This window comes from Stenotrophomonas sp. 364, assembly GCF_009832905.1.
Classification (GTDB): Bacteria; Pseudomonadota; Gammaproteobacteria; order Xanthomonadales; family Xanthomonadaceae; genus Stenotrophomonas; species Stenotrophomonas maltophilia_AP.
Map to the genome: position 1 here is coordinate 4,641,523 of NZ_CP047135.1, position 20,885 is coordinate 4,662,407.

Below are 20,885 nucleotides of genomic sequence, written 5' to 3' on the forward strand. Positions count from 1 at the left end.
TGTGACGACCAACGGTCGTCACCTACCCATCAAGCGGTTGATACCGACGTTGGTTCGGATCGAAACCCATCACCGTGCACGGACGATTGGTCGGATCGAAACCCATCACCGGGTACCGACGTTTGATCGAATCGGAACCCCTCCCCGGTAGAGCCGACCGTTGGCCGGCTGCCCTTCGCTCCGGGCCATCACCCCCGGACACACACCCTCACGCCGCGATCGGCGCCTGCGGGGCCGGCGAACTGCCGTTGTCGTCGGGATGATCATCGTCGTTGTCCGCCGCGTCCCGCCAGCGCCAATCGGCCAGGGTCAGGGCCGGCATGCCGTGCGCCACCCGCGCCTTGTCGCACTGCGGGCTGGCCTTGCCGTACTCCCACGAGGCGTCCACCTCGCGGCACACGCTGGGCCGGTTGGGGTGGATGGTGCAGCGGGAATACACCCCGATCTCCGCATCCAGCGCCACGCAGTACACCGGCTTGGACAGGGTGCCGCGCATGCACAGCCGGTGCGGGTCCAGCACCTGGGTCAGTTCATGCGGCACGCCACCGGGGGTGACCTCGTCCGATTCCATCCAGTGGAATGCCACACGGTACTGGGTGCAGCAGGCGCCGCAGGTGAGGCAGGGATGGGACATGGGGTACCGGCCTTGGGCGGCAATCAAGCGGGAGGGAAGGGCGCGAATTTTCCACGCCGTTGGCCGTCGCGCAAGATTTTTCTGCAGCGGCGACAATGAACGGATGAACAGCCCCGTCAACATCGCCGCCCGCCTGCCCGAGCTGGCCCGTGAGCGCCCCGACCAGATTGCCATCCGCTGCCCGGGAAAGCCCGGTCCCGGCGGCATGGCGGCCTATGACGTCACCCTGGACTACCGCACCCTCAACGCGCGCAGCGACGCCCTGGCCGCCGGCCTGGCCGCCCATGGCATCGGCCGTGGCGTGCGCGCGGTGGTGATGGTGCGGCCGTCCCCGGAATTCTTCCTGCTGATGTTCGCGCTGTTCAAGAACGGCGCGGTGCCGGTGCTGGTCGACCCCGGCATCGACAAGCGCGCGCTCAAGCAGTGCCTGGAAGAGGCCCAGCCGCAGGCCTTCATCGGCATCGGCCTGGCCCACGTGGCGCGGCTGGTGCTGCGCTGGTGCCCGGGGGTGAAGACGCTGGTGACGGTGGGTCGGCGCTGGGGCTGGGGCGGCACCACGCTGGCCCGCATCGAGGCCGACGGCGCGCGTGCGCCCCAGCCGATGGCGGCCACCGACGGCGAGGATGTCGCCGCGATCCTGTTCACCAGCGGCTCCACCGGGGTGCCCAAGGGCGTGGTCTACCGCCACCGCCACTTCGTGGGCCAGGTCGATCTGCTGCGTGCCGCCTTCGGCATGGAGCCCGGCGGCGTCGACCTGCCGACCTTCCCGCCGTTTGCCCTGTTCGACCCGGCGCTGGGCCTGACCTCGGTGATCCCGGACATGGACCCCACGCGCCCGGCCAAGGCCGACCCGCGCAAGCTGCACGACGCCATCGCCCGCTTCGGCATCACCCAGCTGTTCGGCTCGCCGGCGCTGATGCGCGTGCTGGCCGACCATGGCCAGCCGCTGCAGGGTGTGCGCCGGGTCACCTCGGCCGGTGCCCCGGTGCCGCCGGACGTGGTGGCACGGATCCGCCGGCTGCTGCCCGATGACGCGCAGTTCTGGACCCCGTACGGCGCCACCGAGTGCCTGCCGGTGGCGGTCATCGAAGGGCGCGAGCTGGACAGCACGCGCCAGGCCACCGAGGCCGGCGCCGGCACCTGCGTGGGCCGCGTGGTGGCGCCCAACCAGGTGCGCATCATCGCCATCGACGACGCGCCGCTGCAGCAGTGGTCGCAGGTACGCGAACTGGCGGTGGGCGAGGTGGGCGAGATCACCGTGGCCGGCCCGACCGCCACCGACAGCTACTTCAACCGTCCGCAGGCCACCGCCGCGGCCAAGATCAGCGAAGCGCTGGCCGATGGACGCACCCAGGTGGTGCACCGCATGGGCGATGTGGGCTACTTCGACACGCAGGGCCGATTGTGGTTCTGCGGGCGCAAGACCCAGCGGCTGGAAACCGCGCACGGCCCGCTGTACACCGAACAGGTGGAGCCGGTGTTCAATGCGCTGGACGGCATCGCCCGCACCGCGCTGGTCGGCGTTGGCCCGGCTGGCCGGCAGCGGCCGGTGCTGTGCGTGGAGCTGCAGCCCGGCGCGGCCGATACGCCGGCGCTGCGCGAGCGCCTGCGCCACAAGGCCGACGCGTACCCGCACACCACCCGCATCGAACAGTTCCTGATGCACCCGGGCTTCCCGGTGGATATCCGTCACAACGCCAAGATCGGCCGCGAGAAGCTGGCCATCTGGGCCGCAACCCAAGTGGAAACGCACGCATGAAGATCCTGGTGACCGGTGGTGGTGGCTTCCTCGGGCAGGCGCTGTGCCGCGGGCTGGTGCAGCGTGGCCACCAGGTGCTCAGCTTCAACCGGGGCGATTACCCGCCGCTGGCCGCGTTGGGCGTGGGCCAGATCCGCGGCGACCTGGCCGATGCCGATGCCGTGCGGCACGCCGTGGCCGGGGTCGATGCAGTGTTCCACAACGGGGCCAAGGCCGGCGCATGGGGCAGCTATGACAGCTACTTCCAGGCCAACGTGGTGGGCACCGACAACGTGATTGCCGCCTGTCGCGAACACGGCGTGGGCAAACTGGTCTACACCTCCACGCCCAGCGTGACCCACCGCGCCACCCATCCGGTGGAAGGGCTGGGGGCCGACGAAGTGCCCTACGGCGAAGACTTCCAGGCGCCCTACGCAGCCACCAAGACCATTGCCGAACAGCGCGTGCTGGCCGCCAACGATGCCACCCTGGCCACCGTGGCACTGCGCCCGCGGCTGATCTGGGGCCCGGGCGACCAGCAACTGGTGCCGCGCCTTGCCGAACGCGCGCGCGCGGGCCGGCTGCGCTTCGTCGGCGATGGCAGCAACCGGGTCGACACCACCTACATCGACAATGCCGCGCTGGCCCACTTCCTGGCCTTCGAACACCTCGCCCCGGGCGCGGCGTGCGCGGGCAAGGCGTACTTCATCTCCAACGGCGAACCGTTGCCGATGCGCGAGCTGCTCAACAAGCTGATGGCCGCCGTGGGCGCCCCGGCGGTGGAGAAGTCGATCAGCTTCAAGACCGCCTACCGCATCGGCGCGGTGGCCGAACGCCTGTGGCCGCTGCTGCGCCTGCGCGGCGAACCGCCGATGACCCGCTTCCTGGCCGAGCAGCTGTGCACGCCGCACTGGTACAGCATGGAACCGGCGCGCCGCGACTTCGGCTACGTGCCGCAGGTGAGCATTGACGAAGGCCTCACGAGGCTGAAGTCTTCATCGCGCGCAGAGGGCGCCATCACTTCCTGAACACCGCGGTTTGGTGAAGATTGCAGCACGCCAATCCGGCACGCATTACGCGAGGATCGACATGCTGCATTACGCCGTAATCTTTTTCGTCATCGCCATCATCGCGGCGGTGCTCGGCTTCTCCGGCATCGCCGGCGCTGCCAGTAACATCGCCTGGATCCTGTTCGTCGTGTTCCTGATCCTGGCGGTGGTGTCGATGTTCCGCAAGCGAGGGTAGTTCGCCGGGCAGCCCGCGCTACCTCTCTCCAGCGCGGGGTGCCCAGCGGCGCCTGACGACGGCCTGATCCTCGAAAGGGGGTCAGGCCGTCGTCGTGATGGAGCTCTGCAGCGCACGTTCGCGCGCATGCCGCTCCAGCGCCAGTTCCAGCAGGCGGGTGATCAAGGCGGTGTAGCCCAGCCCGCTGGCCGCCCACAGCTTGGGATACATGCTGATCCGGGTGAAGCCGGGCAGGGTGTTGATCTCGTTGATCACCACTTGGCCATCGCGGCCCAGGAACACATCCACCCGCGCCAGCCCGGCGCAGTCCAGGGCCTGGTAGGCGCGCACGGCAATGGCGCGGATGCGCTGCTGGTCGGCGTCGCTGATCGCCGCCGGCACCACGACGTCGGCGCCGTGCTCGCGGATGTACTTGGTGTCGTACGAATAGAATTCGTCGTGCACCACCACCTCGCCGCAGACGCTGGCCTCCGGCGTTTCATTGCCCAGCACCGCGCACTCGATCTCGCGGCCGTCGATGGCCGTTTCCACCAGCGCCTTGTGGTCGTAGGACAGCGCCAGCGCCAGTGCCTCATGGAACTGCTGCGCGGTATGCACCTTGCTCACGCCCACCGACGAGCCCTGGTTGGCCGGTTTGACGAACAGCGGCGCGCCCAGCTGCGCCACCAGGGCCGCGTAGTCGGCGTTGGCTGCGCTGGCGCGGTTGAAGCAGACGAACGGGGCCACGGCCAGGCCGGCATCGCGCAGCAGGCGCTTGGCCACGTCCTTGTCCATCGCCACCGCCGACCCCAACACGCCTGCGCCCACGAACGGCAGGTTGGCCATGCGCAGCAGGCCCTGCAGCGAGCCGTCCTCGCCGAGCGTGCCGTGCACGATGGGGAACACCACGTCGATCTGTTCCAGCGCGGTGGCCGGGTCGGTGGGCACCAGCTGCTGGCGGGCCACGCCCGGATGCACCGCCACCGCATTGCCCGAGGGGTTCAGCGCGATCCGCGCCGGATCCTCGGCATTGAGCAGGAAGGCCTGCGGGTCGCTCACATGCCACTGGCCCTGCTTGTCGATGCCGATCAGGGTGACGTCGAACCGTTCCTTGTCCAGCGCATCGACGATGTTCTTCGCCGACTGCAACGACACTTCATGCTCGGCCGAACGGCCACCGAAAATGATGCCTACCCGCGTCTTGCCCATGCCTGCTGCTGCTCCTGCGTGCGTATGTGGACCCCTAGCATGAACCGGTCCGCCAGCCGTGGCGCACCCGGCCTTCATCCACGCGTCAGGCTGGGCACCGTGGCGACGGTCCCGGCCTGCCGCGGGCCGGTTAGAATGCACCGATGGCCCGTTCCCTCCTCAGTTCCCTCAAGCCGCTGGCCGGCAATGCGCTGCAGCTGGCGCTCAACCGCGCGCTGGCGCTGGACCCGGACACCCGGGGCGCACTGGCCGCGCTGGATGGCCGCCACATCGCCCTCACCCTGGAGTCGCCCGCGCTGGCAATGCGGATCGGGGTGGACGGGGAGCGGCTGACGGTGGGCCAGGTGGACCCGCAGCAGGAACCGGACCTGGCGGTGCGCAGCACGCTGGGTGGGGTGCTGGCGCAACTGCCGTTCCTGGCCAACGCACGCCGTGGCGGCACCGCCCCGGCCGGGCGGGTCAAGGTCTCCGGCGATGCCGAGCTGGCGCGCCGGCTGCAGCAGCTTGCGAGCCGTTTCGATCCGGACTGGCAGCAGCCGTTTGTGCGTGTGTTCGGCGAGGTGCTGGGGGTGCAGGTAGCCAACAGCCTGCGCTCGGCGCTGCAGCATGCGCGCCGCGGCGCGTCCGACCTGGCGCACAGCGCCGCTGAATTTGTCACCGAGGAGTCGCGCGACGTGGTACCGCGAGCAGAACTGGAAGCCTTCCACGACGACGTGGACGTGATGCGCGACGATGTGGAACGCATTGCGGTGCGCGTGCAGCGCCTGCGCCAGGTGCGCGCATGAAGGCGATGTTCCGTGCCACCCGCATTGGTCGCGTGATCCTGCGTTACCGCCTGGACGACCTGCTGGAAGGCACCGTGGCCGAGCGTTGGCTGCGCCTGGCCAAGCCGTTCGTACCGCGCGCGTCGGCCGACATCGCCGTCCAGTCGCGCGGCGCGCGCCTGCGCCTGGCGCTGCAGGACCTCGGCCCGATCTTCGTCAAGTTCGGGCAGATCCTGTCGACCCGCCGCGACCTGATCCCGGCCGACATCGCCAATGAACTCACCCTGCTGCAGGACCGCGTGAAGCCGTTTGACGGTGCTGCCGCGCAGCGCATCGTCGAGCAGGCGCTGGGCCGCCCGGTCAGCGAAGCCTTCGCCAGCTTCGACCTGCAGCCGCTGGCCTCGGCCTCGATCGCACAGGTGCACGCAGCCACCCTGGCCGATGGCCGCCAGGTGGTGGTCAAGGTGCTGCGCCCGGACATCGAAAAGCAGATCGGCGCCGACATCGCGCTGCTCAACTCCGCGGCCGCGCTGGTCGAGCGCACCCACCCGCGCGCGGACAAGATCCGCCCACGCGAAGTGGTGGCTGAAGTAGAGAACACCCTGGCCGCCGAACTGGACCTGCAGCGCGAAGGCGCCAATGCCAGCGTGCTGCGCCGCAACTGGGTCGACTCGGACGACCTGTACGTGCCGGAAGTGATCTGGAGCCACACCGCCGAGCGCGCGCTCACCCTGGAACGGGTGTGGGGCATTCCGTCGGACGACATCGCCGCGCTGGACAAGGCCGGCATCGACCGCAAGGCACTGGCCGCGAAGGGCGTGCGGGTGTTCTACACCCAGGTGTTCCGCGACAACTTCTTCCACGCCGATGCGCACGCCGGCAACATCTGGGTCGACATCGATCCGGCCCGGCGTGACAACCCGCGCTTCATCGCGCTGGATTTCGGCATCATGGGCCAGCTGTCCGAGCAGGATCAGTACTACCTCGCCGAAAACTTCATGGCCATCTTCAACAAGGACTACCGGCGCATGGCCGAGCTCCATGTTGAAGCGGGCTGGATGCCCAACAACGTGCGCATCGACGAGCTGGAAGCGGCGGCGCGGTCGGTCTGCGAGCCGTACTTCACCCGCCCGCTGTCGCAGATCTCGCTGGCCGAAGTGCTGATCAAGCTGTTCCGCGTGGCCCAGCGCTACGAACTGACCCTGCAGCCGCAGCTGATCCTGCTGCAGAAGACCCTGCTCAACATCGAAGGCGTGGGCCGTCAGCTCGATCCGGAACTGGATATCTGGGCGGTCGCACGGCCGGTGCTCGAACGCATCCTGCGCGAGCGCTACAGCCCGCGCCGGGTACTGAAGGAACTGCGCAAGCGGCTGCCGGAAATCATGACCCACACCCCGGACATGCCGCGCCTGGTGCACGCCTGGTTGAAGCAGCAGGTGGAAGGCGGGCACGAGCTGTCGATGCGCTCGCAGGACCTGGTGGCGCTCAACACCAACCTGCAGAAGCTGCAGAAGCGTGCGGTGGCCGCGATCGCCGGCGTTGGCCTGCTGATCGTGGCGGCGGTGCTGTATGGCATGCAGCCGGGTGGCTGGTACTTCGGCGATGCGCCGGTGTGGAGCTGGGTGAGCGGCGCGGCCGGCCTGTTCTCGCTGGCCAGCGCGTGGTGGCGGCGCTGACATGACGCTGCAGGCGCTCAAGGAGGAGCTGGCCCGCTTCGGCGCCGACAACGACGCCACCCACACCGCGCGTGCCCAGCGCATGCTCAACATCACGCCCGACACCGGGGCGTTGTTGGGGGTCCTGGTGCGCGCCACCGGCGCACGCCGGGTACTGGAAATCGGCACCTCCAACGGCTATTCCACGCTGTGGCTGGCCGAGGCCGCCGCCGCGGTCGGTGGCCACGTCACCACGCTGGAATACGCCGCCGACAAGGTCGCGCTGGCGCGCAGCACCTTCGACCGCAGCGGGCTGGGTGCGCATATCGCGCTGGTCCACGCCGAGGGCGGCGCATGGTTGCATGCCGCGGCCGACGACAGCATCGACCTGCTGTTTCTGGATTCCGAACGCAGCCAGTACCTGGACTGGTGGCCGCAGCTGCGCCGGGTGCTGCGGCCCGGTGGCCTGCTGGTGGTCGACAACGCGGTGTCGCACGCCGAACAGATGGCGGCCTTCGATGCCTGCGTGCGTGACGATCCGCAGTTCCAGTGCGTGCTGGTGCCGATCGGCAACGGCGAACTGATCGCGGTACGCAGCGCCGCCTGAATCATCGCCGATGGCGCTGCCCGCGCGCGGCGGGGATAATCGGTCGGTGAACGACACCGACACCGCATTCCCCGCCACCGCCGACGCGGTCCCGCTGCAGCTGCTGCACGTGGACGACCGCCTGGCCGTGGTCAACAAGCCCGCCGGGCTGATGGTCCACGACAGCAAACTGGCCCGTGGCGAAGACGACTTCCTCGCCGACCGCCTGCGCGAGCAGCTCGGCAAGCCGATCTTCCTGGTCCACCGCCTGGACCGCGCCACCAGTGGCTGCCTGCTGCTGGCCTTCGACCGCGAAAGCGCCAGCGTGCTCGGCAAAGCGCTGATGGGCGGCGACGTCACCAAGGACTACCTGGCCATCTGCCGCGGCTGGCCGGCCGAGGAGGCGTTCACCGTCGACCACGACCTGGACGGTGGTCCTGGCAAGCCGGTCAAGAAGCAGGCCATCACCCATTTCCAGCGCGTGGCCGTGGGCGAGATCGCCGTGCCCGTCGGCGAGTTCGAAACCTCGCGCTATGCATTGCTGCGTTGCCAGCCGCAGACCGGCCGCTTCCGCCAGATCCGCCGCCACCTCAAGCACCTGTCGCATCACCTGATCGGCGACACCAGCCACGGCGATGGCCGGCACAACCGCAGTTTCCGCATGCAGGGCATCCACCGCATGCTGCTGCACGCCGAACGCCTGCGCTTCCCGCACCCCGATGGCAGCGCGATGGATGTCAGCGCCCCGGTGGACGGGGAGTTCCGGAAGGCGATGGATGTGTTGGGGTGGGGTCTGACCGCGTAGAGCCGACCGTTGGTCGGCTGCTCCACGCGCGTCTCCTGGGGCATCCGTGGAGCCGACCAACGGTCGGCTCTACCCCCGGAATGGCCTGCGTGTATCCAACTGCCCGTGATCCAACCCGGTAGAGCCGACCGTTGGTCGGCTGCTCTACGCGCGGCACCCGGGTCATCCGTGCAGCCGACCAACGGTCGGCTCTACGCCGGGCGGCGGTTACTTCTTCGCCGGTGCCTGGGCCGGCGCTTCGTTCATGATCGCCTCCAGGTCCTTCTGCAGGTCCACAAACAGCGGCTGCATCTTTTCCTGGATGGCCACCATCACGTTCTGCATCAGTGCCGGGGTCTTGTCGAGCAGGCTCTGGCCGGCCGAGCTCTCGTAGAACTCGGCCATCGCCAGCACGTCTTCCTTGCTGAAGCTCTTCTTGTACAGGTCCACGTACATCGGCCGCAGCTGCTGCCACGACAGTGCCTGGCGGATGGTCTGGGTGGTGCGGGCCTCCATCCGCTTCATCTGCTCCTGCTGCTGCGCATCCAGCTGGCGCTGCTGGGCGACCTGCTGGAACTGCTGGCGCTGCATCGCCTCGATCTGCGGCAGCATGCTGTCCAGCATGGTCTGTGCGCGCGAGGCTGCCAGCAGCCGGTTGATGTCGGCATCGGACGGCGGGGCGGCCAGCGCCGGCGCGATCGAGGCCAGGCCCAGCGCCAGTACAAGGCCGACACGGGTCAGTGCACGGCGGGGAGTGGCGGCAAGGGCCAGGGAGCGGATCAAGAGCATGTGCGGGGCATCCTGCGTGGCATGGAACCCCAAGGATACCTTCGAAGGCGTCAGCAGACCGTAGTTTGCGGACGTTATCGGCGTCATCGGGGATGTTTGCCCCACCCTTGGACACGGTCCTGCCCTTACAATGCCGCCCATGGCTTCCGGACCCGTCACCATCAGCGCGCACCTGTCGATTCCCGATGCGGAACTCGTTGAACGTTTCGTGCGCGCCAGCGGCGCCGGCGGCCAGAACGTCAACAAGGTCTCCACCGCCGTGGAACTGCGCTTCGACGTGGCCGGCTCACCGTCGTTGCCCGAAGCGCTGCGCTCGCGCCTGCTGGCCCGGCGCGACCGGCGCATGACCGGCGAGGGCGTGCTGGTCATCGATGCCCAGCGCTTCCGCACCCAGGACCGCAACCGCGACGACGCCCGCGAGCGCCTGGCCGCCTTCATCCAGGAAAGCCTCAGCGTGCCCAAGCCGCGCGTGGCCACCAAGCCCTCGTATGGCGCCAAGCTGCGCCGCCTGGACGAGAAAAAAGGCCGCGCGCAGATCAAGCGCGGACGCACCACACGCAATTGGGAGTGATTGCTTGAACAACCGAAGTCCGCTGTTGCCGGCCGTTCCGCCCAACATGCCGCAGGTCAAACCAAACCGCTTCCTTCGCTGGCTGGCCCGCTGCACGCTGCGCCTGGGCGGCTGGAAAGTGGTGGGCACCTTCCCCGACGTGCCCAAGCTGGTCTTCATCATTGCCCCGCACTCGTCCAACTGGGACGGGTTCTGGGGCATGGCCGCCAAGATCGCGCTGGGCATGCAGGTCAAGGTGCTGGGCAAGGCCTCGCTGTTCTGGTGGCCGCTGTCGCCGCTGCTGCGCGCGCTGGGCGTGATCCCGCTGGACCGCAGCTCGCCGCAGGGTACCGTCGAGCAGGCGGTCAGCCTGATCCGCGGGTCCGAACGCATGTGGTATGCCATCACCCCCGAAGGCACCCGCAAGGCGGTGACCCACTGGAAGGCCGGGTTCCTGAAGATCGCGCGGATGGCCGACGTGCCGGTGCTGGCGGCGTACTTCCACTACCCCGAGAAGACCATCGGGATCGGCCCCCTGTTCTACTCCACGGGCGACGATGCCGCCGACATGGCCGCCATCCGCGACTACTACCGGCCCTGGCAGGGCAAGAACCGCGGCACCGTCTGAGCGTCGCCAGGCCCCGCCGCCACTGGCGCCGGGGCCTGCACAGCCATACGCCACGTCCGGCACATGCCGGTCCCCGGCAATCGGAGTAGGGTGATCGGCTGCGGTTTTTCCGCAGCCGCATCCCATTCCAAGGAGCCCGTTTCATGTCGCGTACCGTAGTTTTGGCCGCTGCCATCAGCCTGGCGCTGGCGGCCTGTTCCGGCAAGGAGTCCACCCCCGTGTCCGACACCCAGACCCCCGCCGCGCAGCAGCCGGCCGATGCCTCCACCAACCCCCTGTTGAGCGCCAGCACGCTGCCGTTCCAGGCGCCGCCGTTCGACAAGATCAAGGACAGTGACTACCTGCCGGCCTTCAACGAAGGCATGAAGCAGCACCTGGCCGAGATTCGCAAGATCGCCGACAACCCCGAGCCGGCCACCTTCGACAACACCATCGAAGCGCTGGAGCGCAGCGGCGAAACCCTGACCCGCGTGTCGCGCATCTTCTTCGGCCTGGTCCAGGCCGATACCAACGACGCGCGCCAGAAGATCCAGGAAGAAGTCGCCCCGAAGCTGGCAGACCACCAGGACGAGATCAACCTCGACCCGAAGCTGTTCGCGCGCATCAAGACCATCTACGACCAGCGCCAGTCGCTGGGCCTGGACCCGGTGCAGCTGCGCCTGGTCGAGCGTGACTACCAGGAGTTCGTGCGCGCCGGCGCGCAGCTCAACGACGCCGACAAGGCCTCGCTGCGCAAGCTCAACGTGGAAGAAACCACGCTGGCCACCCAGTTCCACACCCGCCTGGTGGCCGCCACCGCCGCCGGTGCCGTGGTGGTGGACGACAAGGCCAAGCTGGCCGGCCTGGACGAGGACGCGATCAACACCGCCGCGGCCGACGCCAAGGACCGCAAGCTGGATGGCAAGTACCTGCTGCCGCTGCAGAACACCACCCAGCAGCCGGTGCTCGCCTCGCTGAGCGACCGTGAGCAGCGCGCCGCCGTGCTCAAGGCGTCGGAAACGCGCGCCGAAAAGGGCGACGCCAACGACACCCGCCAGACCGTCCAGCGCCTGGCCCAGCTGCGTGCGCAGAAGGCCAAGCTGCTGGGCTTTGACAACTACGCCGCCTACAGCCTGGCCGACCAGATGGCCAAGACCCCGGCAGCCGCGCTGAAGCTGCTCACCGACACCGTGCCGGCGGCCACCGCCAAGGCGCGCGGCGAGATCGGCGAGATGCAGAAGGTGATCGACGCCCAGAAGGGCGGTTTCAAGCTCGCCGCGTCCGACTGGGACTTCTACGCCGAGCAGGTGCGCAAGGCGCAGTACGACCTGGACGAGTCGCAGATCAAGCCGTACTTCGAGATGGACAACGTGCTGCAGAACGGCGTCTTCTACGCCGCCACCCAGCTGTATGGCATCACCTTCAAGCCGCGCACCGACATCCCGACCTACCACGCGGACATGAAGGTCTACGAAGTGTTCGACAAGGACGGCACCTCGCTGGCGCTGTTCTACACCGACTACTTCAAGCGTGACAGCAAGTCCGGTGGCGCCTGGATGGACGTGTTCGTCGAACAGGACGGCCTGACCGGTGCCAAGCCGGTGGTCTACAACGTGTGCAACTTCACCAAGCCCGCCGCCGGCCAGCCCGCGCTGCTCAGCTTCGATGACGTGACCACGATGTTCCATGAGTTCGGCCACGCCCTGCATGGCATGTTCTCGAAGGTGAAGTACCCGTCCATCGCCGGCACCAGCACCTCGCGCGATTTCGTCGAGTTCCCCTCGCAGTTCAACGAACACTGGGCGCTGGACCCGAAGGTGTTCGCCAACTATGCCAAGAACTACAAAACCGGCGAGCCGATGCCGCAGGCACTGGTCGACAAGATCCTCAAGGCGCGCACCTTCAACCAGGGCTATGCGACCACCGAGTACCTGTCGGCCGCGCTGCTTGACCTGGCCTGGCACACCCAGCCGGCCGACGCGCCGCTGCAGGACGTGGCCAGCTTCGAAGCGGGCGCGCTGAAGAAGTTCAAGGTCGACCTGCCGCAGGTGCCGCCGCGCTACCGCACCACCTACTTCGACCACATCTGGGGCGGCGGCTATTCGGCCGGGTACTACGCCTACTTCTGGGCCGAAGTGCTCGACCATGACGCCTTCGAGTGGTTCAAGGAAAACGGTGGCCTGACCGCGCAGAACGGCCAGGTGTTCCGCGACAAGATCCTCTCGCGCGGCAACAGCGTGGAGCTGTCGGACCTGTACCGCGATTTCCGCGGCAAGGACCCCTCGGTGGAACCGCTGCTGGTCAACCGCGGCCTGAAGTAACCGCGCGAACCATTGGGGTAGGTACCGACCGTTGGTCGGTACACCGCCTACCGATGCAGGCTGAAAAACGAAAACGGCAGGGGAAACCCTGCCGTTTTTTTTTGCTCGCGGCGCGCGTTGGGGCCCCGTAGCGGCCGGTAGGCCCCTGGCGCAAATGTCCCCCGGCCTGGCGGCCTCCTCCTTTATTTTGCCCAGGCGCCTACCGGCCGCTACGGGGCTCGGCTTTCGGTAAGCAGGTAGAAGCCAGGCCCTTTTGGCGCTGGTCGGTGGGTCGGGCGCTGGGGTCTCCTACCCTTGGAGGCGAAATAAAGGAGGAGGGGGCGGCCGCAGGCCGACGCCGGGGGACATTCGCCGGAAAGGGTAGGGGACCCCAGCGCCCGACCCACCGACCGACCGCCCCAGCGCGGCAGCCGTGTCCCTCACGTCCCCACGTGCACCCCGTCCACGATCTCGCTGCACCCCAGGTGGTCCAGTGCGATCTCCAGCGCATGCATGTAGCTCTGCGCGCAGTACCCGTGTGCCACGCCGATGCGCTGGCCGATGTCCGGCGGCAGGCAGGCTTCGGGGCTGCGGGTGTCATCGTCGTGCACTTCCACGTAGGCATTGCGCAGGTACGGCAGCAGCTGCTGCAGGCGCAGGCTGCCCACGCACGCACCTGGGTCCAGCAAGGTCACCTCGCCACGGCTGTGGTCGGCCACGCGCAGTGCATCCAGCAGTTCCTGTTCGGACCCGCACGCGCGGATGGCCACCGTGGTGCCCGCGTCGATCGCACGGTGCACCAGCGACTTCAGGACCGGCGCCGGCAACGGCTGCGCGGTGCGGATCAGCTGGCCCGCTGCCTCCGGGCCACGGATGATGAAAATCGACATGGCTCAGGCCTCCGCCGCCAGGCGACGCGCGGCGATCGCCAGCGACAACCGGCACGCATCGGCGCGGCCGCTGCTGCACACCACCCGCGCGGTTGGCGCGTGCTGCGGGTGCAGGTGGTCGTCCAGCGCGTCGTCGTCGTTGCTGGCCATCTCGATGTAGGGCGCCGGCAGCGCCTCCAGCGCCGTGCGCAGTGCCTGCCCATAGCGCGCCCATTGCGGCGCATCGACCGTCGTGGTGGCAATCAGCACCAGCGCCGGGCGGCTGCGTTGTGCCCGCTGCAGGCAGCGCACCAGCGCCGGCAGGGAATCGCAATCGCGGCAGGCCACGCGGTGCCCGGCGACCCGTGCAGGCAGCGGCAGGGTGTCCGGTGCCGCGCCAGGCGGCGAGTGCCGGATCATCAGGATGGTCATGCAACACCTCGTTCAAGCGCCTTGCGGCGCGGTGGTGCCACGATGCGACCGGACCGCGTAAAACCGCCATGCCCGCGGTGCCTGCAGCGCATAAATTCCGCGTAGCTTCTGGGCGCGCGGCCGGGGAACTTGGCAGACGCCGCCACGGTCATAGCCCCACACCCCGAGAGAGCCTGGCCATGGATATGCCCGCTACCGACCCCACCGCCGCACCCTCCAACCGCATGCTGCACTGGCTGAAAAAGGAAGCACTGCCGCTGGCGGTGATGCTGGGCCTGCTGTTGGCCGCGCGCGACTCGCTGGCCAACCACTACCAGGTGCCCAGCGGTTCGATGCAGCACACCCTGATGCCGGGCGACCGGGTAGTGGTGGACATGCGCGCCTATGGCCTGCGCCTGCCTTTCACCTCGGTGGAACTGCTGCCTACCGGCCAGCCGCAGCGCGGCGACGTGGCGGTGTTCGACTCGCCGGTGGACGGCATCCGCCTGATCAAGCGGATTGCCGCGGTGGGCGGCGACCGGGTCGAGCTGCATGACGGCCACCTCAGCATCAATGGCCAGCCGTTGGCCGACGCCAGCCAGGGCGAGGTCGAAGACTTCGGCCAGCATGTGGCCCAGCTCGATCTTGGACAAGGTGGTGGGCCGGACATCACCGGCCTGACCGTGCCGGACGGCAAGGTGCTGATGCTGGGCGACCACCGTGGCAACAGCGCCGACGGCCGCTTCTTCGGGCTGGTCCAGGCCAGCGCCTTGTACGGCAAGGCGTCGCACGTCTACTACCGGCGCGGCGATGGCCTGACCTGGCAGGCGCTGTAACCACGGTCGCGATCTGAATCGATACGTGAAACGTCTCGATGCAGACATTCCGGGTTATGGATCGACCTGTCGGCGCTGCCTATCCTGAGGACTGACTTCCCGTCCGGGCCCGCAAGCGCGGCCATATCCCCATGAATGGCGACACCGCAGCGGTTCCCGACCGCAGCTCCTCAGCTCCCGCCACGGCGGGGGCGGCAGACCAGATCCAGCAGGGCACGCCCGCGTTCCGGCGCACGGCGGCCGCGCTGTTCCTGGCCGGGTTCTCCACCTTTGGCCTGCTCTACACGGTGCAGCCGCTGCTGCCCGAGTTCAGCCGGCACTTCGGCGTGTCGGCGGCCAACAGCGCGCTGACCCTGTCGCTGAGCACCGGCCTGCTGGCGGTGTCGATGCTGATCGCCGGGCTGATCTCCGACCGCATCGGCCGCCGCAGCGTGATGGTGGCCGCGTTGCTGGCCTCCAGCGTGTTGTCCGTGGCCACCGCGATGGTCGACGACTGGTCCACGTTGCTGGTGCTGCGCACGTTGCTGGGTATCGCGCTGAGCGGCGTGCCGGCGGTGGGCATGACCTACCTGGCCGAAGAAATGGACAGCCGCGCGCTGGGCCTGGCGATGGGCCTGTATATCGGCGGCAACGCCATCGGCGGCATGAGCGGCCGGCTCATCGCCGGCATCGTGGCCGACCACTGGGGCTGGCGCTGGGGCATCGGCGTGGTCTCGTTGATCGCGCTGCTCAGCACCGTGCTGCTGTGGATCCAGCTGCCCCCGTCGCGCCACTTCCAGCAGCGCCGCAGCGGACTGCGCGAACTGCCGGCGCGCTGGGGCCGGCTGTTTGCCGACCCCGGCCTGCCGTGGCTGTTCGCCACCGCCTTCGTGCTGATGGGCGTGTTCGTCACCCTCTACAACTACCTCGGCTACCACCTGCTCGCCCCGCCGTACCGGCTGAGCCAGACCGTGGTCGGCCTGATCTTCAGCGTGTACCTGGTCGGCACCTTCAGTTCGGCGTGGATGGGGCAGCAGGCCACCCGGCATGGCCGCAGCCGCGTGCTGGCCATCTGCTACGGGCTGATCGCGCTGGGCATCGTGCTGCTGGCGCTGCCGTGGCTGGGCTGCATGGCCGCCGGCATCGCGCTGGTCACCTTCGGCTTCTTCGGCGGGCACTCGGTGGCCAGCAGCTGGGTCGGCAGCCGGGCCGGCACGCTGCGCGCCGAAGCGTCGGCGCTGTACCTGTTCGCCTATTACCTGGGGTCCAGCGTGGCCGGCGTCGTCGGCGGCGTGTTCTACACCCACTGGGACTGGCTGGGCGTGTGCGGTTTCGTCGGCGTGCTGACAGTGGCCGGCGGCGTGATCGCCTGGCGGCTGGGGCAACGTGTGCAACCGGCGGGGGCCACGCTTGCGGTGAGCCGTTGACGGCCGCGTCGTCCAGACCGCCTAGCCAGCATCCACGACGCGATGCTCCTCCAGCAGCACAACGTCTTCGGCCAGGACGTGGAACGCCACATTCTCCGCCATGAATTGAATGCTGAAGTGACGCAGCGACGGCGGCGTATGGGACGAGATCGACTGCCATGCCGCCAGGCTGCCGGCGACCCAGTCGGACCGGGTGAATTCGGTCAGCTCACCCAGCGTGTAGCGCCCTGATCCTGTGTCGAATGCAAACAGCGTGCTGCCCGGAAACGGCTGTTTGATCAGCGAATGCACCCGGCTGAAGCGTATCTCGCGTGTCAGCATCGTGATTGCCGCATCCCGCTCATCGTCCGGCGCGTCTCTTTCGTAGGCCACCTCAAGGACGACATCCATGCCTTCGGAGCGGAAGGACACCGTCGATTCGCCATACCCAGGCAACCACTCGTACGGATTGAAGATGGAACGTGGTGCGCCGATCAACATGGCTGTCCTTGTATGGGGTGTGTCTCTTCCACTGCGGGCCCCGCCCGTGCTCAATCGTGGGCCTGGCCCTGCAGCAGCTGGGTGAAATGTGCGATCAGCGGCGAGGCGGTGCCGCGTCGGCAGGCCACGTGCACTTCCGAACTGGCGGCGCGGTCGCTGAGCGCGACGAAGCGCGCGCCGTCCACCTGGATATGGCTGCACGAGGCCGGCAGCACGGTCACCCCAAGACCGGAGGCGGCCAGGCTGATCAGCGTCGAGGCCTCGCCGGCCTCCTGGATGATGCGGGGGGTGAAGCCCGCGCTGCGGCACAGCGCGATGAAGTGATCGTGGATCCCGGCACCGACCTCGCGCAGGAACCCCACGAACGGTTCGTGCGCGAACAAGCGCAGTGCCACCGACGCATCAGCCGGCAGCGCCCGCACCAGCGGATGCTGGTCGTGCACCACCAGCGCCAGCGGATCGCTGAACAGCTTGCGTGACATCAACGGTGCCGGCAAAGCACGTTTGCGGATCAGCCCGACGTCGAGCTCGCCGGCCATCAACGCGTCGATCTGCTGCAGGGTGTTCATCTCGCGCAGCTTCAACTGCACCTGCGGAAACTGCTGGCGGTAGGCGAAGATCGCGCGCGGAATCTGCGTGGACAGCGGCGTGGCGCGGGTCAGCCCGATGCGCAGCTCGCCGGTTTCGCCGCGCTGCGCGCGCTGGGTGAGGTCGATGGCCTTGTCCATGCGTTCGAGCACCGCCGTGGCCTGTTCCTGCAGCACGCGCCCGGCTTCGGTCAGCTCCACGCGGCGGTTGGCGCGCAGGAACAAGCGGGCGCCCAGCAGCGTTTCCAGCTGACGGATCTGCTGGCTGAGCGGCGGCTGCGACATGCCCAGGCGTTCGGCCGCGCGGCCGAAATGCAGCGTGTCGGCGACGGCCAGGAAGTAGCGCAGGTGGCGCAGTTCGATCGACATGGCAGGGCAGGCGTCAGCGCTCGGAATGACCGCTTTCATCATAGCTGCGCGGACTGAACAGGTCCGGCTGGATCAGCTCGATGAAGGCGCGCGCCTGCGGCGACAGGAAACGCCCGCGGCGCACGATCACCCCGTAGCTGCGCTCGGGGAACCAGGCACTCATCGAGCGCGTCACCAGCCGGTCGCGGTCGGTGTCGTTGAGGCACAGCGCGGGCACGATCGAGATGCCCATGCCCATCGCCACGTACTGCTTGATCACTTCCCAGCCGCCCACTTCCAGCGCCACGGTGTACGGCAGGCGGTGGCGCTGGAACACCTGGTCGACCAGCCGGTAGGTGATCTGGCGCTTCGGCGGCAGCACCAGCGGATGCTGCGAGATCGCCTCCAGGCTGAGCTCGCCCCGCGCCAGCGCGTGCCCGGGCGGGGCGATCAACACCTGCTCGAAGCGGTAGGCCGGGGCGTAGCTGAGATCGGCCGGCACGTCGGTCATCGAACCCACCGCCAGGTCGGCCGCGTCGCTGCGCAGCAGGTCGGTGCCGTCGGCGCTGATCGCGTTGTGCAGGGTCAGGCGCACGTCCGGGTGGCGCTGGCGGAAGCGCTCCACGATGCGCGGCAGCAGGTACAGGATGGTCGAGCTGTTGGCGGCGATGTTGAGCTCGCCGGCATCCAGCCCCTTCACCTTGTCGCGGAAGCTGGCCTCCAGCCCGTCGAGGTTTTCCACCAGCGGCAAGGCCATCTCGAACAGCAGCTGGCCCTCGCGGCTGGGCACCAGGCGGCGCCCGCTGCGCTCGAACAGGTCCACCCCCAGCTCGCGCTCCAGCGCCTGCAACTGCTGGCTGATGGCCGGTTGGCTGACGAACAGCGCCTCAGCCGCACGTGAGACCGACCCCAGACGCACCGTCTGGCAGAACGCCCGCAGCGGCTTGAGCCGGTCGGACTTGTAGGAAAAACGGGGACTTGGCGCGGGCGGTGTGGGCATGGCGTCACGAGTATAAGCACAACTTATGTAAAGCATTGCTATAACTGTTTTGTCATATACGGTACGGCGGCGCACGGTGGGGCCTACCGCAATGCAGGAGCCCGCCATGTCCGCCGTCGCCGCTTTCGCCACTGCCCAGCCCACCCCGGCCGATGCCCCGGCCACCCCCGGGATTGCGCTGACCACCCAGCTCGCCGGCCAGTCCGCGCTGCTGCCGGCAGGGGTACTGGCCTTGCTGGTGTCGCTGCACCGCGCCGTGGAGCCCGAGCGCCAGCGCCGGCTGCAGGCCCGGGTGGCCCGCCAGGCCTTCTTCGATGGCGGCGGGGTGCCGGACTTCCGTGCCGACACCGCGCACATCCGCAGCGAGGACTGGCGCGTGGCGCCGCTGCCCGACGCGCTGCAGGATCGCCGCGTGGAGATCACCGGGCCGACCGACCCGAAGATGGTCATCAACGCGCTGAACTCCGGCGCCAAAGTCTTCATGGCCGATTTCGAGGATTCCACCGCCCCGGCCTGGGCCAACCTGCTGGCCGGCCAACAGGCGCTGATCGGCGCGGTGCGCGGTGACCTCACCCATACCGGCCCGTCGTTGGAGGGCAAGCCCGGCAAGCAGTACACGCTGCGCCCATTCAACGAACAGGCGGTGCTGATCGTGCGGCCGCGCGGCTGGCACCTGGACGAAAAGCATGTGCGCATCGACGGCCAGGCAATTGCCGGCGGTCTGTTCGATGCGGCCGTGTTCGCTTTCCACAACGCCCGCACGCTGATGTGCAAGCAGCGCGGCCCGTATTTCTACCTGCCCAAGCTGCAGTCGATGGAAGAAGCGGCGCTGTGGGAAACCGCGCTGTCGCACATCGAAGGCATGCTCGGCCTGCCGCACGGCCAGATCAAGGTCACCGTGCTGATCGAGACGCTGCCGGCGGCGTTCGAGATGGATGAAATCCTGCACGCACTGCGCGACCGCATCGTCGGCCTGAACTGCGGCCGCTGGGACTATATTTTTTCCTACATCAAGACCTTCCGCCGGCATGCCGACAAGGTGCTGCCCGAGCGTGGCCAGGTGACCATGACCCAGCCGTTCCTCAAGGCCTATTCGGAACTGCTGATCCGCACCTGCCACCGCCGTGGCGCGCATGCCATGGGCGGCATGGCCGCGCAGATCCCGATCAACCACGATGCCGCCGCCAACGAACAGGCGATGGCGCGGGTGCGTGCCGACAAGCTGCGCGAAGTGACTGCCGGGCACGACGGCACCTGGGTGGCGCACCCGGCGCTGATCCCGATTGCCCAGGCGATCTTCGACGAACACATGCCCACGCCGAACCAACACCACGTGCTGCGCAACGACGTGCAGGTGGACCGCGACGCGCTGATCGCCACGCCCACCGGCACCATCACCCGCGCCGGCTTCGAGGGCAACGTCGAAGTCTGCGTGCGCTACCTGGCCGCCTGGCTGGACGGCAACGGCTGCGTGCCCATCCACCACCTGATGGAAGACGCCGCCACTGCCGAGATCAGCCGCAGCCAGCTGTGGCAGTGGCTGCACACTCCCGGGCAGCACCTGGACGACGGCACCGCCATCGACCTGGCGCTGCTCGATGCCACCCTGGCGCAACTGCCCACCCGGCTCGGCGACACCGCCGCGCTGCCCGGCAGTGCCCGCCTGCCCGAGGCCATCGCGCTGCTGGCCGAGCTCAGCCGCCGCGACACCCTGACCGACTTCCTGACCCTGCCTGCCTACGACCGCCTCGCCTGATTCCGCCGCATTGGACCCCGCCAGCCGGGCAGAGCCCGGCTCTACACCAAAACACCCATAGAGCGGGGCTCTGCCCCGCTGCCCTGGACCCCGCCAGCCGGGCAGAGCCCGGCTCTACACCGAAACACCCCGTAGAGCGGGGCTCTGCCCCGCTGCCCTGGACCCCGCCAGCCGGGCAGAGCCCGGCTCTACACCGAAACACCCGTAGAGCGGGGCTCTGCCCCGCTGCCTTGGACCCCGCCAGCCGGGCAGAGCCCGGCTCTACACCAAAACACGCGTAGAGCGGGGCTCTGCCCCGCTGCCCTGGACCCCGCCAGCCGGGCAGAGCCCGGCTCTACACCGAAACACCCGT

At 68.5% G+C, this 20,885-nt stretch carries 21 protein-coding genes; 13 read left to right on the forward strand and 8 right to left on the reverse strand.

Annotated features, from left to right (window positions below):
* Window positions 1-208: 208 nt before the first annotated feature.
* Window positions 209-634: a YkgJ family cysteine cluster protein gene (locus tag GQ674_RS20575; RefSeq protein WP_038691207.1), complete on the reverse strand. Its 426-nt coding sequence runs from the start codon at window positions 632-634 to the stop codon at window positions 209-211.
* Window positions 635-737: 103 nt separating this feature from the next.
* Here GQ674_RS20575 and oleC point away from each other — a divergent pair, with 103 nt between their 5' ends.
* The 3 genes from oleC to GQ674_RS20590 all read left to right on the forward strand — a co-directional run bounded on the left by oleC (window position 738) and on the right by GQ674_RS20590 (window position 3,617).
* Window positions 738-2,393 carry an olefin beta-lactone synthetase gene (gene oleC / locus GQ674_RS20580; RefSeq protein ID WP_159498869.1) on the forward strand — a complete coding sequence of 552 codons (1,656 nt, stop codon included), beginning with the start codon at window positions 738-740 and terminating at the stop codon, window positions 2,391-2,393.
* Window positions 2,390-3,400 (forward strand): 2-alkyl-3-oxoalkanoate reductase, encoded by a 1,011-nt coding sequence (gene oleD, locus GQ674_RS20585; RefSeq protein WP_159498871.1) that lies wholly within the window; start codon window positions 2,390-2,392, stop codon window positions 3,398-3,400. The genes oleC and oleD overlap by 4 nt, the downstream gene beginning before the upstream one ends.
* Before the next feature lie 61 nt (window positions 3,401-3,461).
* A complete protein-coding gene (locus GQ674_RS20590) occupies window positions 3,462-3,617 on the forward strand; it encodes a DUF1328 domain-containing protein (RefSeq protein WP_038691201.1) in 156 nt (51 codons plus the stop codon).
* A gap of 81 nt (window positions 3,618-3,698) precedes the next feature.
* Here the strand turns inward: GQ674_RS20590 and ddlA are convergent, their stop codons facing one another.
* Window positions 3,699-4,805 carry a D-alanine--D-alanine ligase gene (gene ddlA, locus GQ674_RS20595; protein ID WP_159498873.1) on the reverse strand — a complete coding sequence of 369 codons (1,107 nt, stop codon included), beginning with the start codon at window positions 4,803-4,805 and terminating at the stop codon, window positions 3,699-3,701.
* A 143-nt stretch (window positions 4,806-4,948) separates the two neighbouring features.
* On the opposite strand from ddlA, the gene GQ674_RS20600 reads away from it, so the two are divergent.
* From GQ674_RS20600 to GQ674_RS20615, 4 genes are read left to right on the forward strand one after another with little or no spacing between them, the layout of a single operon-like run.
* Entirely contained in the window at window positions 4,949-5,590 is a 642-nt protein-coding gene (locus GQ674_RS20600; protein WP_159498875.1) for an SCP2 sterol-binding domain-containing protein, read from the forward strand.
* Window positions 5,587-7,245, forward strand: a complete 1,659-nt coding sequence (gene ubiB / locus GQ674_RS20605; protein WP_159498877.1) for a ubiquinone biosynthesis regulatory protein kinase UbiB — start codon at window positions 5,587-5,589, stop codon at window positions 7,243-7,245. Before GQ674_RS20600 ends, ubiB begins: the two co-directional genes overlap by 4 nt.
* A gap of 1 nt (window position 7,246) precedes the next feature.
* Window positions 7,247-7,831 carry an O-methyltransferase gene (locus tag GQ674_RS20610; protein ID WP_159498879.1) on the forward strand — a complete coding sequence of 195 codons (585 nt, stop codon included), beginning with the start codon at window positions 7,247-7,249 and terminating at the stop codon, window positions 7,829-7,831.
* Between the two features lie 10 nt (window positions 7,832-7,841).
* The gene (locus GQ674_RS20615; RefSeq protein WP_236546139.1) at window positions 7,842-8,615 is read left to right on the forward strand and encodes a pseudouridine synthase; all 774 of its coding nucleotides are present in this window, start codon (window positions 7,842-7,844) and stop codon (window positions 8,613-8,615) included.
* Between the two features lie 207 nt (window positions 8,616-8,822).
* Here the strand turns inward: GQ674_RS20615 and GQ674_RS20620 are convergent, their stop codons facing one another.
* Window positions 8,823-9,383 (reverse strand): DUF2059 domain-containing protein, encoded by a 561-nt coding sequence (locus GQ674_RS20620; RefSeq protein WP_159498883.1) that lies wholly within the window; start codon window positions 9,381-9,383, stop codon window positions 8,823-8,825.
* Window positions 9,384-9,522: 139 nt separating this feature from the next.
* Here GQ674_RS20620 and arfB point away from each other — a divergent pair, with 139 nt between their 5' ends.
* From arfB to dcp, 3 genes are all read left to right on the forward strand, one after another.
* Complete coding sequence (gene arfB / locus GQ674_RS20625) at window positions 9,523-9,954, forward strand: alternative ribosome rescue aminoacyl-tRNA hydrolase ArfB (protein WP_128095353.1); 432 nt, start codon at window positions 9,523-9,525, stop codon at window positions 9,952-9,954.
* Between the two features lie 46 nt (window positions 9,955-10,000).
* Window positions 10,001-10,561: a lysophospholipid acyltransferase family protein gene (locus tag GQ674_RS20630; RefSeq protein WP_236546331.1), complete on the forward strand. Its 561-nt coding sequence runs from the start codon at window positions 10,001-10,003 to the stop codon at window positions 10,559-10,561.
* A 143-nt stretch (window positions 10,562-10,704) separates the two neighbouring features.
* A complete protein-coding gene (gene dcp / locus GQ674_RS20635; protein WP_159498887.1) occupies window positions 10,705-12,861 on the forward strand; it encodes a peptidyl-dipeptidase Dcp in 2,157 nt (718 codons plus the stop codon).
* 419 nt (window positions 12,862-13,280) lie between these two features.
* Here the strand turns inward: dcp and GQ674_RS20640 are convergent, their stop codons facing one another.
* Window positions 13,281-13,730 (reverse strand): 3-dehydroquinate dehydratase, encoded by a 450-nt coding sequence (locus tag GQ674_RS20640; RefSeq protein ID WP_128095356.1) that lies wholly within the window; start codon window positions 13,728-13,730, stop codon window positions 13,281-13,283.
* Window positions 13,731-13,733: 3 nt separating this feature from the next.
* Window positions 13,734-14,141: a hypothetical protein gene (locus GQ674_RS20645; protein ID WP_159498889.1), complete on the reverse strand. Its 408-nt coding sequence runs from the start codon at window positions 14,139-14,141 to the stop codon at window positions 13,734-13,736.
* Between the two features lie 179 nt (window positions 14,142-14,320).
* Here GQ674_RS20645 and lepB point away from each other — a divergent pair, with 179 nt between their 5' ends.
* Both lepB and GQ674_RS20655 read left to right on the forward strand, forming a co-directional pair.
* The gene (lepB, locus tag GQ674_RS20650; RefSeq protein WP_159498891.1) at window positions 14,321-14,956 is read left to right on the forward strand and encodes a signal peptidase I; all 636 of its coding nucleotides are present in this window, start codon (window positions 14,321-14,323) and stop codon (window positions 14,954-14,956) included.
* Between the two features lie 131 nt (window positions 14,957-15,087).
* The gene (locus tag GQ674_RS20655) at window positions 15,088-16,362 is read left to right on the forward strand and encodes an MFS transporter (protein ID WP_159498893.1); all 1,275 of its coding nucleotides are present in this window, start codon (window positions 15,088-15,090) and stop codon (window positions 16,360-16,362) included.
* Window positions 16,363-16,383: 21 nt separating this feature from the next.
* Here GQ674_RS20655 and GQ674_RS20660 read toward each other — a convergent pair whose 3' ends face one another.
* The 3 genes from GQ674_RS20660 to GQ674_RS20670 are packed head-to-tail and all read right to left on the reverse strand — an operon-like array spanning window position 16,384 to window position 18,777.
* Window positions 16,384-16,842, reverse strand: coding sequence for a hypothetical protein (locus GQ674_RS20660; RefSeq protein ID WP_159498895.1), 459 nt, complete (start codon window positions 16,840-16,842; stop codon window positions 16,384-16,386).
* A gap of 50 nt (window positions 16,843-16,892) precedes the next feature.
* Window positions 16,893-17,798 (reverse strand): LysR substrate-binding domain-containing protein, encoded by a 906-nt coding sequence (locus GQ674_RS20665; RefSeq protein ID WP_159498897.1) that lies wholly within the window; start codon window positions 17,796-17,798, stop codon window positions 16,893-16,895.
* Window positions 17,799-17,811: 13 nt separating this feature from the next.
* Window positions 17,812-18,777 (reverse strand): LysR substrate-binding domain-containing protein, encoded by a 966-nt coding sequence (locus tag GQ674_RS20670; protein ID WP_159498899.1) that lies wholly within the window; start codon window positions 18,775-18,777, stop codon window positions 17,812-17,814.
* A gap of 106 nt (window positions 18,778-18,883) precedes the next feature.
* Between GQ674_RS20670 and aceB the strand changes: the two genes are divergently transcribed.
* The gene (gene aceB / locus GQ674_RS20675) at window positions 18,884-20,533 is read left to right on the forward strand and encodes a malate synthase A (RefSeq protein ID WP_159498901.1); all 1,650 of its coding nucleotides are present in this window, start codon (window positions 18,884-18,886) and stop codon (window positions 20,531-20,533) included.
* Window positions 20,534-20,885: the final 352 nt, after the last annotated feature.

Excerpts from the sequence above, each read along its gene's own strand:
- GQ674_RS20645 (WP_159498889.1), bottom strand. The coding sequence starts at position 14,141 with ATGACCATCCTGATGATCCGGCACTCGCCGCCTGGCGCGGCACCGGAC.
- oleC (WP_159498869.1), top strand. The coding sequence starts at position 738 with ATGAACAGCCCCGTCAACATCGCCGCCCGCCTGCCCGAGCTGGCCCGT.
- GQ674_RS20590 (WP_038691201.1), top strand. The coding sequence starts at position 3,462 with ATGCTGCATTACGCCGTAATCTTTTTCGTCATCGCCATCATCGCGGCG.
- GQ674_RS20660 (WP_159498895.1), bottom strand. The coding sequence starts at position 16,842 with ATGTTGATCGGCGCACCACGTTCCATCTTCAATCCGTACGAGTGGTTG.
- lepB (WP_159498891.1), top strand. The coding sequence starts at position 14,321 with ATGGATATGCCCGCTACCGACCCCACCGCCGCACCCTCCAACCGCATG.
- ddlA (WP_159498873.1), bottom strand. The coding sequence starts at position 4,805 with ATGGGCAAGACGCGGGTAGGCATCATTTTCGGTGGCCGTTCGGCCGAG.
- GQ674_RS20600 (WP_159498875.1), top strand. The coding sequence starts at position 4,949 with ATGGCCCGTTCCCTCCTCAGTTCCCTCAAGCCGCTGGCCGGCAATGCG.
- oleD (WP_159498871.1), top strand. The coding sequence starts at position 2,390 with ATGAAGATCCTGGTGACCGGTGGTGGTGGCTTCCTCGGGCAGGCGCTG.
- GQ674_RS20575 (WP_038691207.1), bottom strand. The coding sequence starts at position 634 with ATGTCCCATCCCTGCCTCACCTGCGGCGCCTGCTGCACCCAGTACCGT.
- GQ674_RS20630 (WP_236546331.1), top strand. The coding sequence starts at position 10,001 with ATGCCGCAGGTCAAACCAAACCGCTTCCTTCGCTGGCTGGCCCGCTGC.
- dcp (WP_159498887.1), top strand. The coding sequence starts at position 10,705 with ATGTCGCGTACCGTAGTTTTGGCCGCTGCCATCAGCCTGGCGCTGGCG.
- GQ674_RS20620 (WP_159498883.1), bottom strand. The coding sequence starts at position 9,383 with ATGCTCTTGATCCGCTCCCTGGCCCTTGCCGCCACTCCCCGCCGTGCA.
- aceB (WP_159498901.1), top strand. The coding sequence starts at position 18,884 with ATGTCCGCCGTCGCCGCTTTCGCCACTGCCCAGCCCACCCCGGCCGAT.
- GQ674_RS20655 (WP_159498893.1), top strand. The coding sequence starts at position 15,088 with ATGAATGGCGACACCGCAGCGGTTCCCGACCGCAGCTCCTCAGCTCCC.
- GQ674_RS20610 (WP_159498879.1), top strand. The coding sequence starts at position 7,247 with ATGACGCTGCAGGCGCTCAAGGAGGAGCTGGCCCGCTTCGGCGCCGAC.
- GQ674_RS20665 (WP_159498897.1), bottom strand. The coding sequence starts at position 17,798 with ATGTCGATCGAACTGCGCCACCTGCGCTACTTCCTGGCCGTCGCCGAC.
- GQ674_RS20615 (WP_236546139.1), top strand. The coding sequence starts at position 7,842 with ATGGCGCTGCCCGCGCGCGGCGGGGATAATCGGTCGGTGAACGACACC.
- GQ674_RS20640 (WP_128095356.1), bottom strand. The coding sequence starts at position 13,730 with ATGTCGATTTTCATCATCCGTGGCCCGGAGGCAGCGGGCCAGCTGATC.
- GQ674_RS20670 (WP_159498899.1), bottom strand. The coding sequence starts at position 18,777 with ATGCCCACACCGCCCGCGCCAAGTCCCCGTTTTTCCTACAAGTCCGAC.
- ubiB (WP_159498877.1), top strand. The coding sequence starts at position 5,587 with ATGAAGGCGATGTTCCGTGCCACCCGCATTGGTCGCGTGATCCTGCGT.
- arfB (WP_128095353.1), top strand. The coding sequence starts at position 9,523 with ATGGCTTCCGGACCCGTCACCATCAGCGCGCACCTGTCGATTCCCGAT.